The 13,853-nt window shown below is 43.9% G+C and carries 16 protein-coding genes; 7 read left to right on the top strand and 9 right to left on the bottom strand.

Translation table 11 applies throughout. From position 1 onward, the window contains the following. The first annotated feature begins 1 nt into the window (after position 1). The 4 genes from pssA to ASULF_RS09740 all read left to right on the top strand — a co-directional run bounded on the left by pssA (position 2) and on the right by ASULF_RS09740 (position 2,784). A complete protein-coding gene (gene pssA, locus ASULF_RS09725) occupies positions 2–640 on the top strand; it encodes a CDP-diacylglycerol--serine O-phosphatidyltransferase (RefSeq protein ID WP_015591560.1) in 639 nt (212 codons plus the stop codon). Beyond that, positions 618–962 (top strand): dihydroneopterin aldolase family protein, encoded by a 345-nt coding sequence (locus ASULF_RS09730; RefSeq protein ID WP_048098214.1) that lies wholly within the window; start codon positions 618–620, stop codon positions 960–962. The genes pssA and ASULF_RS09730 overlap by 23 nt, the downstream gene beginning before the upstream one ends. Before the next feature lie 37 nt (positions 963–999). Next, positions 1,000–1,671, top strand: a complete 672-nt coding sequence (locus ASULF_RS09735) for a metallophosphoesterase family protein (RefSeq protein ID WP_015591562.1) — start codon at positions 1,000–1,002, stop codon at positions 1,669–1,671. 135 nt (positions 1,672–1,806) lie between these two features. Then, a complete protein-coding gene (locus tag ASULF_RS09740; protein ID WP_015591563.1) occupies positions 1,807–2,784 on the top strand; it encodes a phosphate signaling complex PhoU family protein in 978 nt (325 codons plus the stop codon). Here ASULF_RS09740 and ASULF_RS09745 read toward each other — a convergent pair. The 5 genes from ASULF_RS09745 to ASULF_RS09765 all read right to left on the bottom strand — a co-directional run bounded on the left by ASULF_RS09745 (position 2,781) and on the right by ASULF_RS09765 (position 6,071). Further along, the gene (locus tag ASULF_RS09745) at positions 2,781–3,335 is read right to left on the bottom strand and encodes a PUA domain-containing protein (RefSeq protein WP_015591564.1); all 555 of its coding nucleotides are present in this window, start codon (positions 3,333–3,335) and stop codon (positions 2,781–2,783) included. The genes ASULF_RS09740 and ASULF_RS09745 overlap by 4 nt on opposite strands. Positions 3,336–3,361: 26 nt before the next feature. Further along, positions 3,362–3,754 (bottom strand): hypothetical protein, encoded by a 393-nt coding sequence (locus ASULF_RS09750; RefSeq protein ID WP_015591565.1) that lies wholly within the window; start codon positions 3,752–3,754, stop codon positions 3,362–3,364. 181 nt (positions 3,755–3,935) lie between these two features. Beyond that, on the bottom strand, positions 3,936–4,604 hold the full coding sequence (locus ASULF_RS09755; RefSeq protein ID WP_015591566.1) for a DUF554 domain-containing protein: 669 nt from the start codon (positions 4,602–4,604) through the stop codon (positions 3,936–3,938). Positions 4,605–4,783: 179 nt separating this feature from the next. Next, complete coding sequence (locus ASULF_RS09760) at positions 4,784–5,905, bottom strand: radical SAM/SPASM domain-containing protein (protein WP_048098215.1); 1,122 nt, start codon at positions 5,903–5,905, stop codon at positions 4,784–4,786. Next, positions 5,889–6,071 carry a hypothetical protein gene (locus tag ASULF_RS09765; RefSeq protein WP_015591568.1) on the bottom strand — a complete coding sequence of 61 codons (183 nt, stop codon included), beginning with the start codon at positions 6,069–6,071 and terminating at the stop codon, positions 5,889–5,891. Before ASULF_RS09765 ends, ASULF_RS09760 begins: the two co-directional genes overlap by 17 nt. Positions 6,072–6,366: 295 nt before the next feature. Here ASULF_RS09765 and ASULF_RS09770 point away from each other — a divergent pair, with 295 nt between their 5' ends. The 3 genes from ASULF_RS09770 to ASULF_RS09780 are packed head-to-tail and all read left to right on the top strand — an operon-like array spanning position 6,367 to position 9,527. Further along, positions 6,367–6,597: an Lrp/AsnC ligand binding domain-containing protein gene (locus ASULF_RS09770; protein WP_015591569.1), complete on the top strand. Its 231-nt coding sequence runs from the start codon at positions 6,367–6,369 to the stop codon at positions 6,595–6,597. Between the two features lie 2 nt (positions 6,598–6,599). Beyond that, a complete protein-coding gene (locus ASULF_RS09775) occupies positions 6,600–8,417 on the top strand; it encodes a DNA topoisomerase VI subunit B (protein WP_015591570.1) in 1,818 nt (605 codons plus the stop codon). A gap of 27 nt (positions 8,418–8,444) precedes the next feature. Continuing rightward, positions 8,445–9,527, top strand: a complete 1,083-nt coding sequence (locus ASULF_RS09780; protein WP_015591571.1) for a DNA topoisomerase IV subunit A — start codon at positions 8,445–8,447, stop codon at positions 9,525–9,527. A 26-nt stretch (positions 9,528–9,553) separates the two neighbouring features. Here the strand turns inward: ASULF_RS09780 and ASULF_RS09785 are convergent, their stop codons facing one another. From ASULF_RS09785 to ASULF_RS09800, 4 genes are all read right to left on the bottom strand, one after another. Continuing rightward, a complete protein-coding gene (locus ASULF_RS09785; RefSeq protein WP_015591572.1) occupies positions 9,554–10,384 on the bottom strand; it encodes a DMT family transporter in 831 nt (276 codons plus the stop codon). After that, positions 10,381–10,692 carry a DUF2103 domain-containing protein gene (locus ASULF_RS09790; RefSeq protein ID WP_015591573.1) on the bottom strand — a complete coding sequence of 104 codons (312 nt, stop codon included), beginning with the start codon at positions 10,690–10,692 and terminating at the stop codon, positions 10,381–10,383. The genes ASULF_RS09785 and ASULF_RS09790 overlap by 4 nt, the downstream gene beginning before the upstream one ends. A gap of 45 nt (positions 10,693–10,737) precedes the next feature. After that, positions 10,738–11,637, bottom strand: coding sequence for a deoxyhypusine synthase (locus ASULF_RS09795; RefSeq protein WP_015591574.1), 900 nt, complete (start codon positions 11,635–11,637; stop codon positions 10,738–10,740). Between the two features lie 61 nt (positions 11,638–11,698). Then, positions 11,699–13,795 carry a minichromosome maintenance protein MCM gene (locus tag ASULF_RS09800; protein ID WP_048098218.1) on the bottom strand — a complete coding sequence of 699 codons (2,097 nt, stop codon included), beginning with the start codon at positions 13,793–13,795 and terminating at the stop codon, positions 11,699–11,701. Positions 13,796–13,853: the final 58 nt, after the last annotated feature.

Raw genomic sequence — 13,853 nt, forward strand, 5'->3', positions numbered from 1 at the left:
CATGTTTGGAGCCTTGAACTACATCCGTATAGCGGACATTTTTTCAGCCCTGAACGCACTATTCGGCATCCTTGGCATATACTTCGTCTTTACGGATGTAAGGGCATCAGCCCTCTTTCTGGTAGCCTCTGCAATTATGGATGGTGTGGACGGTGCTGTTGCGAGGCTTGAAACGAGCTTGCTTGGGGAAAACCTCGACTCCCTCGCAGATATGATCTCCTTTGGTGTTCTTCCAGCCCTGATTATAATCTCTCTGGGGGACGAGTGGTACTACTTCAGCATCTCAGGGCTGTTCCTGATATGCGGGATGATCAGGCTTGCCAGGTTCAATCTGCTGAAAATAAAGGATGAGTTTGTTGGATTTCCCATCACAGCTTCCGCTTTAATCGTTGGCGCTATGGTGCTGATAGACTTCAATGCTGTGGCAATAGCATTCGTCTCTGTTTTGCTGTCCTTATTGATGATATCCGATATTAGGTACCCCAAGGTAAGGGATAAGATCGTTCTCGGTGTGGTTGCTGTTGTTATGGTTTCCGTATTTTTTATCCCGGAGTCTGCATACATACTTCTGGCGTTGATGGTTCTGTACCTCTTTTCTCCAGTACTAAGGAGGGGATATGGTGAAGGATGTGGTAAATGAAGAGAAAATTGCCTGTTTTGAGGCTGGAATAAAGCTTGGAGCTCTGTTCCACCAGTTTGTGGGTGCTCCAGTCAGTCTTGAGAATGCGAGAATTCTCGAAATGGCCATGGAAAGTTGTATGAGGCTTCAGCCCTTCGTGGTGAGTGCTGAGGTGAAAATTGACAGGGAGAGGCTGAAAGAAATGGTGTCCTCATTTGGCTACATCTCGCTGAGTGGAGAGTTGATCAGAGCAAGGGTTACTGTCAAGGTTGGCGAGACCCTAGCGAGAGCCGAACTCTACTGGGACGATGAGAAAAAGTATCCAATGATGAGATTGATCTAACTCAACCCTTTTATACCCTACTCCCTACCCAAAGCACATGAAAATAGGGATAATCTCTGACATTCACTCCAATCTGGTAGCTCTCGAGAGGGTATTAGAAAGGCTTGAGGGCTGTGATGAGATAATCTGTGCTGGAGATGTTGTAGGCTACTACCCATACTTCAATGAGGTTGTGGAAATATTCAGGAAGGAAAGAATATACAGCGTTCTTGGCAATCATGATTACTCAATCATAACCGGAGATTTTTCTGAGCTAGATACCTACGGAAAAATTTCTGCAGGCTATATACGAAAAAATATCGAGGAGAAAAATCTCTCCTGGCTTGAAAACCTGCCATTAAAGCTTGAGACTGGGAGATTCAATGTCTATCATGGAATTCCAGCGGATAGCCTGGATGCGATAAAGCTTCATGTCTTTCCAACATTTCCTTTAATAGAGAAGATACTCGAGGTTGAGGGGAAATCTGTTGTCGTTGGACACACCCACATACAGTTCATGAAGGAACACAGGAATTTTCGCGTGGTAAATCCCGGGAGCGTTGGACAGCCAAGAGATGGTGATAGCAGAGCCTGTTATGCGATATATGATACTGAGAGAGATAGTTTTAAGCTTGACAGGGTTGCCTATAACATAGATGAGGTTTATCTTGAGGTTCACAGGGCTGGACTGCCACACATTCTGGCGATAAGGCTTTATGAGGGAGTATAGCTGGCAGATAATTTTGAGAAATTGAATACGAAGTTTGTGGTTCATTGTAGTTTTGCCGCACATATTTTATCACACTATATGTTAAACTCCGTTAGTAAAAAAGCTTAAAATACCACTATACCCATACAAACAGATATGAATGTAAGGAGACTACAGTTCATAGGCGGCTCCAGCTATATGGTGAGCCTACCAAAAAACTGGATAAGGAGTAACGACCTCGAACAGGGAGACGAGTTAGTTCTCAACGTGGAGGACGAGTGCATCATCATCCTACCAAAGAAAATATCGGAGTCGAGCAAGGTTGTCAAGGGACAGATAAAGGGGTTAAAGCAGTACGATACGGACTTCCTGAGAAGGTTCATTTATGCAGTATACATTCAGGGGCTGGATGAAATAGTCATCGAGGATAAAAACATCAATCCCAGGATTCTGACTAAAATCAGCGATGTTGTGAGGACGATGATCGGAATGGAGATCATCCACGCCAAGGATGGAAAGATAGTTCTCAGATGCATGAACACTCCAGATTTCGATTTCAGCGGGGTGCTTAAGAGGATGTACCAGATAATCGATGCGATGATAGATGGTATCATAGATGGATTGAAGGTGAAGGATGCGACAACGCTTAACGAGATAAAGTACTTCGAATCGGATTTGGACAGGCTTTACTTTCTGGCATTGAGGGAACAGCACAGGAAGGTCAAAGAGCTTTCCATCACCGTGAAATGGAATGAACTGCGGATGATTCTCGGTGCAAGGACTGTTACCAAACTAATCGAAGAGATAGCAGACTCACTCAGAGAGTTTTCTGATTATGTTAAGAACATAGAGGATAAAGAAGAGGTTTTGATCAAGCTGCTGACAGATGTCAAAACGATCTTTTCTGAAGTTCTCAAAGCTTACAGTGAATCAGACCTCACAACCTCTGAGAAGGTGATCAAAGAGACCGAAAAGCTCATCGTGGAAATAGTGAGGCTGATATCAGAGAATCAGGAGATAAACTACAGGATGAGTCTGGAAACCCTAAAGGAAATAATGAAGAACATAAAGTCCATTGGAGAGGTCGCCTTCAACAGGAGTGTCAGGGATCTGATGACGCTTGAGACTGGTTAATAAGCATTATACAATTTTTCCTTTCTGAGGTATTCTCCCCTATCGACCAAGTTCTCCACAACCACCCTGTCTTTTTCAACGCTCCGCATTATCCTGCCATCATATCTGCTTTTTCCTATACCCAGAACATCTCCATGCTTGTTACAGACAAAAACTATGTCGTTTTCCTTTATGCTCTCGCTAACCTTAACAACAGACTCCGAAAAAATGTCTCTACCATACAAGAAGAGCATCTCACCTCTTTCGTTTACATAAACCCTTTTTTTCTTGCTGGACAGATAGTAAGCTCCCTCTAGTGTTAGCCTGAATCTCTTCCCAACCTCTCCAAGCTTTATTCCCGCACAAACGATGCTTTTGAGGTTGCCATTCCTGAGACCCTCTTTCAAAAAATCGTGAAGTTCAGGAGATAGAAAATAAACCTCTTTTTTGTTCTTGTACTCAGCAATGAGTATTCTCTTATCAGCAAGAAAATCCTTTTTTCCGAAAGCACCCAGTGCCTTTCTAATCGTCTTTAGCTCCTTCTCATTTGGGTCCCTTATTCGAGGCTTCATTTTTCTGGTTTATTTTTTTCTCAGTTTCAATCTTCATTAAATTGCAGATATTCCTTTATCCTCTTCATTATTGCGGAGTAATCATCTCTCAACCTGAAGCTCTCAATCGTGTTGATTACGACATCCTCCATCAGATAATCTCTAAACTCCTCCTCGAGCCTGTCTGATAGAACAACCTCTCCATTCGGGCTCTCGGCTTCTGTAATACCAACAATACTGAACTCCTTTCTCAGGAAAAATGGCGGATTTCTCGAGTCCATAAACTTCAGCCTCGCTTTTGTCTCGCCGAGTATAATGGATGTGTTTCTCAGCACAGCCTCGGCATTTATACCAAGCTCCCTCTTGCTCAAGATCTCGGAAAAACCGCCAAGCTTGCTGACATAGGTATCTGAAAGCACCTCTATTGGGTATGGATACATGTTTGTTCATTTTTAAATGAAAAGTATATTTTGGTTTTGGTTGTATGCGTTGTGGTTCTGATGGCCTCTTACCGACTACCACACGATTCAGTATTGAAGTCTGCGAATAATCTTTGAAAAGGGCCAATTTAACTATTTTGATATCGACCAACTTAAGTTGAGTGTGTGATTGTAACCATTACTAAATCAGAAACAGAATTATCGGGTTTATAAGGAGAGATGGCAGCATGTTTCCGGGTTTTAGATCTATCAGTTCCATTAGTCTTAAGCCAATAGCAACGATCAAAACACCGCCTGTGGCCGTGATCTCGGCAATGATTTTCTCAGTCATCAAAGCAGAGATATGTCCTGCGAGCAGCGTGAGGGATCCCTGATATACCAGTACGGAAATCGAGGAGAACATGACACCTATGCCGAGGGTGGAGGCTAAGGCAATGGATGCAAAACCGTCGAGGAGTGATTTTGTTAGCAGCAAAGAATAGTCTCCTGTAAGGCCTTCCTGAATTGAGCCAACAACTGCCATCGAGCCAACACAATAAAGCAGTGTTGTAGAAACAAAACCTTCGGCAAACTTCGAACCCTCAAACCTCCTTTCGACAGATCTTCCAAAGCTCTCAAGTTTGCTTTCTATTCCAATAACCTCTCCTATGGCAGTTCCGAGCAGTATGCTCCCTACAAGTATAACCACCTCATCGGTTAAAAGAGCCATTTTGAGACCGATAACCACTACAACTAATCCCAAAACTCTCATCAGGGATTCTTTGAGTTTGGGATTCAGCCTTGATCCGATGAACATTCCAAATAAGCTCGCAACTACTATGGTTACCGAGTTTATGATCGTACCAATCATTTTTTATGTCTGCATGGGTATTGGATTTATATTTTGCTGATCGTTCAGATTTTACAATTGCACCAATTTACAGCCAGCAAGCAGGATTCATTTTCTGAATTTTCAGCCCAAAAGTTATGTCCGGTAATTTAGAAGGGACAAAAATCATTTTTTGAGTTTAAATCCTTCAGAAAGCTGAGTTATACTCGGCCATACAACCCACACATAATTCTGTCCGGCTTCTTTATCCCCCCAAAAAGAGTTTTTGCCCTGAACCTGCACCCTCCTGAACATTCCATCCTATGACCACAATCCCTGCAAACCTCTATCTCATCTATACTCCAGAGGCACTTATCTGTGAGCTTTCTCCAGCAATTTGCAAGACCATCTCTTATATTTCCGACTGATTCAAAGAAACCACAGCGGGAGATATTTCCTTCTGGATCCGATGCACACATGTGAGCCCCGCAGGTGTATCCGGCAACTCTATGGGAAAAATCTCCAAATCCATATCTGGACATGATCTTAACTGCCATATCAACCTCAACAAGAATATCTTCATTGAACCTGAGGTTTCCCTCAAGAGATGGATAGTCCACCATCCACGATTTAATTGTTCCTTTGAACAGCTTTTCCATCTCGTCGAACTCGTCAATATTATACCTGTGAACCATTGTAGCAACGCTTACATCAACGCCATAATCTATGAGGAGTTTTAAAGCCCTCATGGCCTTCTCGAATGTTCCCTTTCCCCTGATAAAATCGTGAGATTTGATCCCATCGATGCTTATCTGAACCTCATCGACCTCAATCTTGCCAGCATTCTTCTCATCAATAAGTGTGCCGTTGGTTATCAGAACTTTCCTGAAATCGTAGCTTTCCAGTACATCAAGGAAAGAGTAAATCTCTGGATGGAGAAGAGGCTCACCCCCTGACAGCATGAGCTTTATCCCGCCAGCTTCGGAGAACTCTTCGATGAGCGTGTTGAATGTTCTGTAATCCATGTTCGTTTGCTTCTTTGGAAGATAGCAGTGTCTGCAGTTGAGATTGCATCTGAGCGTAACATGTACAAGCATGTGGCGAAGAGAAGGCCTTAAGGACTTGCTTGGTACATGAACCGGCCTTTTCTCATCACTAAATTCCAGAATTCCATTCTCAATGCAGTATCTCACAAACTCAGAATCTTTGGCCTCTTTCCCACCATCGCACTGTCTGAGAAACTCGAATGCCTCTTCGTCGAGTTCATATAGCTCATCGGTTTTTGCGTTGTAAACAACGGGCTTCTCAAAATTCCTGAGCAGTATCCTATCTCTGAGAACCAAGCCTTTCCCTTGCAAAGTATATATCCTCCATTCTCAACTTCCCTTCTTCAACTAAGATCTTTATGATCTTGAATGCCCCGCATTCAAGCTGTTCATCGTTTTCCTTATAAAAATCACAGACTTTACACACACCATCAATCATCTCTCTCTTTGTTACTTCTGCCACACAAATCCCTCCAAAATTAAAAATAAAAAAGATTTTAGCAAGATGCGTTGCACTTGCAGACTCCGCTTTCCTTCGATACTTTCTCAATTTTCATCTGAATCACCTGATGAAAATAATAGCCTTATACTTATAAGCTTTTCGCATGGTAAATATTATTGTTAAAAAAGTTAGCCCATTTCATCCTTATCAAATAAAAATCTGATAGTTTTTGATACTGGTTGCTAATTAATAAACATGCGATATTACTTCATCAACCCAACGAAAAATTATAATTCTTTGCAGTTAAACTAGAAACATGGTAATTGGCGTTACAATGGTAAATGTTCTGCCCGGGAAGGAGAAGACCGTTTACAACGAAATAAAGGAGATGAAGAATGTCAGAGATATATACCATGTCTTCGGTGAGTTCGATTTTGTTGTTATAATAGAGGCTGAAAGCCTCTCGATACTAAACAATACAGTTGACAACATAAGGGCTATCGAAGGTGTTACAAAGACACAAACAGTTGTTGGTGCAGAAATATAACCATGAATGCTGAGGAGTTTGCCAAAAGGCAGAAGGAAATCAGCATAGCTGAGTTCTTCGAGAAAAACAAGCATATACTTGGGTATTCCAATCCGGCAAAGAGCCTGATAACATGCGTCAAGGAGGCTGTCGATAACAGCCTTGATGCGTGCGAGGATGCAGGGATACTTCCGGATATTCTCGTCAAGATCAGCAAAGTTGAGAAAAGCATTTACAGGGTTGTTATTGAAGATAATGGCCCGGGAATTGTCAAGGAGCAGATACCAAAGATCTTCGGAAAGCTCCTTTACGGATCGAGGTTTCACTCGATAAGGCAGAGCAGAGGACAGCAGGGTATAGGGATATCGGGTGCTGTGCTGTACGCACAGCTAACAACCGGAAAGCCAGCAGTGATAACCTCAAAAACAAATCCGAAAAGCAAGGCAATAAGGCTCAAGCTGTTCATCGATACAAAGAAAAACCAGCCGGAAATCGTAGCAGAGGAGGAGATTGAATGGTACTACCCAAGAGGGACCAGGATCGAACTTGAATTAGAAGGAGCATATGTCAAGGAAAGAAAGCAAAGCGTTTTAGAATATCTATCCGAAACTTCAGTTGTAAACCCCCATGCAAAGATAACCTTTGTCGATCCAGACGGAGAGATTTTCGAGTTTAACAGGCTTATAGATGAGATCCCTAAACCTCCAAAAGAGATCCTCCCCCACCCTCACGGAATAGAGTTTGGGAAGCTGATGTGGATGCTCAGGACAACAAAAGCCAGCACGCTCAAGAATTTCATGAAAACCGAGTTTGTGAGGGTGGGCGATAAGAAGGCTGAAGAGGTTATTGCGAAAGCGGGTTTAGATCCAAATCGGGATCCAAGAGAGCTGACAAGGGAGGAGATAGCCAGGCTGTACTCTGCATTCTCCGATACAGAGTTCCTCCCGCCACCCACTGACTGCTTGTCTCCAATAGGAGAGAAGAATATAATGAACAGCCTGATATCAAGATATGGTGTTGAATGGGCCCATGCTATAACAAGAAAGCCCAAGGTTTACTCGGGAAATCCATTTCTTGTTGAGGTTGGAATAGGATATGGTGGGGAGCTTAGAGGAGATGACAAAGTTAAGCTGCTCAGGTTTGCTAACAAGATACCACTAGTCTATGCTCAGGGAGGATGTGCCCTCACAAAGGCCGTAGAGAGCATAAACTGGAAGAACTATGGGCTTACTCAATCAAGAAACGAGCTTCCGATTGCTCCAGCGGTTATACTGATCCATGTGGCATCAACCAACATTCCGTACACCTCAGAGTCAAAGGAGGCGATTGCCAGCATTCCGGAAATCTACGATGAGATCAGACTTGCCCTGCAAGAAGCTGGCAGAAAGCTCAAAGAGCATATCGAGAGAAAGGAGAAACTGAAAAAGAAGAAGAGTAAGGAGGTTGTTCTGAATAAGATCTTGCCTCTGCTCGCGAAAAAGGTCTGTGAAGTCCTAGAGAGAGATGAAATAGATGTTAACAGGGTTGTTGCGAAGATTATGGGTAATGTATACATTGAGAGAACGATAAAGGATGGAAATGTGGAGATAGGCATTTTCAACTACTCTTCTGCCAAGAAAGCGTTTAAGGTGATCGAGATCTGTTCTGGAAAGATTGAATGTGATGATGGAAAAATATCGACTGCCGGGGATACGAAAACTATTCTATGGGATGTAAGCCTTAACCCAGGAGAGAGCATAACACTGAGCTATTCGCTAAACGGCAGGATAATCAACAGGAAACCATATGTTGAGGGATTAGATCAGGAGATACTCAGCGGTGGGGAGGTTATGAGTTTCTGATGAATAAAACACCGGCAGGTGATCGTTTTGAACGAAATTGAACGTGAGTGTTTGAGAAGTCTTCTCAAAATTCCCGAATCGATTTATGAGCAGATGAAAAATGGAAAGATACCCGAGATCCAGATTGCCACGAGAACCAAGCACAACATCGAGTTCAGCGAAGACAGCGGAGTTTGGGTTTATGGAAGCAGGAAGAGTGTCAGGAGTGCGAAATCTGTAAAGGGAGCGTTTCAGCTATTGAAGATGGCTTATGTTATTGGATTCCTGAAAGAGCAGCTAAAAACCAACAAGTCCTCAACACTCAGAGAGCTTTACTATATCTCGGAAAACTGGGATATTGCAAAGTTCAACGAGCAGCCGGAGAGCGACAGGCTGATAGAAGATCTAGAGATAATAACCTCATTCCAGCGAGAGCACTTCCATATAAGGCCTGAAGAAGATGGTGCAACAGTTGTCGGCCCAATAAAGATCAGAGAGGAGACGAGGAGAGGTTACAGGGAGATACACTGTCAGGATGATGTTGGTGAAGGTGGGTATCAGATCCCAGTTAATGTGGACAAGATAGAGTTTCTGGAACATGATGCAAAGTTCGTCATAGCGATAGAGACCGGAGGTATGAGGGACAGACTGATAGAGAATGGATTTGATGAGAAGTTTGATGCGATAATAGTCCACCTGAAAGGCCAGCCGGCAAGAAGCACGAGAAGGTTGTTGAAAAGGTTGAACACGGAGCTTAATTTACCGGTTGTTGTTTTCACGGATGGCGATCCGTGGAGCTACAGAATTTTTGCGAGCGTTGCCTATGGATCGATAAAGTCAGCCCACCTGTCAGAATACCTCGCAACACCCTCTGCCCAATTTGTGGGAATAAGGCCAAGCGATATCGTGAAGTACAACCTTCCATCTGATAAGCTAAACGAGGAGGATATCAAAGCCCTCAATTCAATTCTGTCAGATCCGAGGTTCGACACAGAGTTCTGGAAGAGCGAGGTGAAGCTACAGCTTGAGTTGATGAAAAAGTCAGAGCAGCAGGCTCTCGCGAAGTATGGGCTGGATTATGTTACTGATGTCTATCTGCCGGAAAGGTTGAGTGAGATGGGAGTGCTTTAATTTTCACCGATAAGCTCCGCACACAATCAATCCTTCAGAGCTATTGCAATTCCGGCAAGTATGAGCAGAATGTAAACCCAGGCCATTACCTGAAGGGTCTGATTGAGGACTATGTAGGCGAGTATCGCAGATCCCATAGCCTCTCCGATAACGCTTGATGTTACCGGCAAAACCTCCATGTGCCTCAGCAGATAGTTCAGCAATGTATGCCCTAAGAGCATCGGTATCACAGCCAGCAGTGCAAAGAACATCCATGTATTGAGGCTGTATCCTGTGAGCGGAGATCCACTAAGTACAGCAATAAAAAGAGCCACTATTGCCGCAAATAGATATGTGAAAACGATGTATGTTCCAAAATCCACCTTATCTCTCGCATACCGTCCAGTAGCGAAATACAGCCCGCCGAATACCGCACCTATCAAAGCTAGAATTATTCCCTCAATGCTCGAAGAAGGATCAGCACCGCTCAGAAGGTAAACTCCAGCTAAAGCAACAATCACACCAGTAATCTGATTCATTCTTGGCATCTCTCCAAACATGGACGAAAAGATTCCAGAAAATAGAGAATGTGTACATACGATAGTGGTGCTAACGGCAACCGATGCGTAAAAAAGCGACTCCATCCAAGAAGAGAAGTGAATGCCCAATGCGAATCCCGATACAGCCGGTATGATAACCTCCATCCTGTTCTCTGGCAGCCTGAAAGATCTGTTCAGGATTATGAACAGCGGGATGGATATAACGAGCCTCCAGAAAGCTACAACCATTCCGGGAGCGTTAGCAAGAACCACGAATATCGAGGCTGACGAGACAGCCAGTACAGCAGTTATCAGCATTAAAAGGTGTTCTATTTTCATTTAAAGTCTCCTATTATCCTCTCAAGCTCTTTGATAATATCACTTCCCTCCTTGAAATTCTTGGCTGTTGTTACGATGAAAATTTCCTGAACCGTTGAGCCTTCCCTGAGCAAAAGCCTCAGATTTCCCCTCTCATCTGGCCTCAAAAACTTCGCTCTGAATCCTCCTCCAGAAGACATCCCAACCTTGATTATACCCGGAACGATCCTCTTTACCTTCTCAGAAGTAGATATTTTCGCTACTATCTTCCTTCCCCTTCTCCCGCCGATTATCGTTGTGTGGTCTCCACCAAGCTTGCTACTGCCCACAAACCTCCTAATACAGGTGGTTAATAAAATTACTCATTCATAAAATTACTCATGCTCCAGGAGATAGGCATACAGTAGCGGGAGGGCTATTGTCGCATCGCAGTAAACCGTAACCTCCTCAGCATTTTCTTTGAGCTTGCACCAGCTTTTAGCTTCGCTGAGCGTTGCTCCACTCAGTCCACCCCACTGTGGAGAATCCGTGGTTATCTGAATTGCCGAATCGAAACCATCTGCAAGCAGCATCGCCTGAAGTGTGAAGTTTTTCGGCACTCCACCACCCACAATGACAACACCGATCTTTCTCTTCTGGAAACAGAGGTCGAGGATTTGGTTTATGTCCTTCATGAAGTCGATGTAAAAGCCCTTTTTTCTGTATATGCTCAGATGAAGGCCAACTATAGAATCATGCAGGGTGGGGCTGAATACGGGAATACCCTTCTCGTAAGCAACCCTCAGAAATGAGTTCCTGTCCTCAATTTTTTCTCCAACAACTCTCAAAAACTCAGGAGTTGAATAGGCTCCCTCCAAATCAGATATTATCGGGGATATGAAGTTCTCAACCTCTTCAAACGCATTTTGTACAACAAAAACATCGTAAATTCTGTTTATGTTTTTGCTCGCAAGCTCGACATCATCAACATCTTCCCTCCCGATCTCATGGCCTATGCCAAGAGCCTCAACAAGCTCGTGAACGATGTTCGCTCCAGTTGTCACCAAACAGTTGATGAATCCATTTTTCATCATCCCAGATATGACATTTCTCATCCCAGCCGGGATCATAGCTCCTGACAGCGTTAAGAAAACGAAGTAATCCTCCTCAACCATCTTCCTGAAAATTTTTGCTGCAATAGCTAGTCTCCTCGCATTAAAGGCTGAATAGTACATCTCATCGAGTATCTTCGATAGACTGACTTCGTCAAATGATACGCCCCTGACTTTCTCCATGAATGGCGGGAGGACAGAATGATAGAAATACTTTTTGAGGTGCTTGAAGGTTTTAACCGAACTAAGTATAATGAACGATTCTGTACAAGTTGGGCCTTGGAGAGTAAAGTTCTCCCTTCTCCCTCAGCTTATGCAGTACATCCTTTGCCCTCATTTCATCTATTCCTTTTTCAACAGCCCTCTTTATGATCTCATCCTCAGGCACACCCTTCCTGTAATCGTCGAGTTTCTCAAGCTCCTCGACGATCTTTTTGATCGTCAGAATCCTGTCTCTCTGAGTTTTGGACGTTCCCGTCAGCCCGTAATCTATGTCTATCTCTCCAGTCTCGGGATTTGTGGCTATCTGCTTCAGGCTTGCTTCAACTACATCAATAACCCTGTTCACATCCTCAACCGTAACCTCATCTGACAGTCTTAGCCTTGCTGAAGCTTCAGCCAGCCTTATGAGTGCCTCAAGCTGCCTTGCGGTTATGGTAACAGATGATTCCTTCGATGAATTTCTCAGGTTCACATAGTACTCGATTATCCTGTCCATCGCATCTTTCGTCAGCACTGGGAAAACAGTCCTTTTGGCATAGGCTATGTACTTTCTGAGCAGCTGGGGATCTATCTTTGGCTCTATGTTTTTGTATTCATTCCTGTATTCAGCAGCTTCAATTGATAGGTGCTTCATCATCTCGAGCTTCTCACCGATCTGGTGGGTTTTCAGGATGTGCTCTGCAAGCCTCCTATCATGATCAGGATTCGGCTGATCCGTCATTATGAATATCAGATCGAATCTGGAGAGAAGGGTTGGAGACAGATCGATCTGCTCAACCAGAGGAGAGTAGAGGTCGAATCTGCCGTACTTCGGATTCGCTGCACCAAGCAAGGCACATCTCGATCTCAGCATCGCATTTATTCCAGCCTTTGCCACACTTATCGTCTGCTGCTCCATCGCCTCATGCAGTGCTGATCTGTCCTCGGCCCTCATCTTGTCGATCTCATCCACAAGGGCTATACCTTTATCTGCAAGAACCAGCGCTCCGGCTTCAAGCGTCCATCTCCCATCCACCTCATCTCTGGTAGCCGTCGCTGTCAATCCAGCAGAAGTCGTTCCCTTCCCAGTAGTGTAAACACTTCTGGGAGCTATTCTGTGAACATACCTCAGCATCTGACTCTTGGCAACACCCGGATCTCCAACGAGGAGTATGTGAATATCCCCTCTGATTTCAGTGCCGTCTGGGAGCTTCTTGGGTACCCCTCCAAAAAGCTGTAGAGCTATTGCGAGCTTTATCTTGTCATAGCCGTAAATTACAGGAGCTACAGAATCGGTTATCTTTTTATACAGATCAGGGTCCTCGCTGAGTTCCATAATCTTCTCGATATCCTCCTGAGTTATCTCAAACTCCTCGTATTCCTGCTGGAGTACCTCAATTGAATTTCCCTCAATGAATATGTCCATGTAGGGTGTTTTTCTGCTTCCGTAACCTCTTGTTCTGGCCCTAACTATCCCGTTTATGACAACTCTGTCTCCGGGATTGATTTTCCCGGTTAAATCTCCCTCAAGAAAAACATCAATCGTTTGAGGCTGCTCTCCACCCCTCAGATTTTCGGGATATTCCTGAATCTTTATCCTCTGACTATCAACCTTGATGGAATTATCAGGATTGAAAACGAACCTTCCCCTCGTGTTGCAGGTTTTGCATTCATAAGGCTGCTTGAGTTGATTATCATCTTGAACAACAAAAACTTCATTCCCACATGAAAGGCATATAAATGATGCCTTCACGATTTTGGGTCTGACTTCGGTAACCTTCCTCACAATTCCCTCAACAGCAACAAACTTGGAAACATGCTCGCTCCTCAAATCCCTGATGAGGATTCTCCTCGTCTGAGGGAGGTTTACTATCCTAGCCTTGCAGTTCTCCAGCCTGACATCGTGTATGTTGTACGAGAGCTCAAGGCCTTTGGATGCATGCTCCAGAACCGTATCAGGATATTCCAGAAGTTCCTCGGCAATCCTGCCCTCATAGAATATGAACAGATCCTTGAGGAAATTAACATAAATCGACTTCTCTTTCCTGCCATCCGTCAGGATTTTGTCTGCAAGAGTGTTCAGCTCTTTCTGATAATATGTCTCGAAGAACTCCCTCCATGCCTCAGGACTGCTGAACATCAAACATATTACTCACCTCAAGAAAAAACATTTGTGGTCGATAGGTTTTTTACACTCA

This window comes from Archaeoglobus sulfaticallidus PM70-1, from assembly GCF_000385565.1.
Classification (GTDB): Archaea; Halobacteriota; Archaeoglobi; order Archaeoglobales; family Archaeoglobaceae; genus Archaeoglobus_A; species Archaeoglobus_A sulfaticallidus.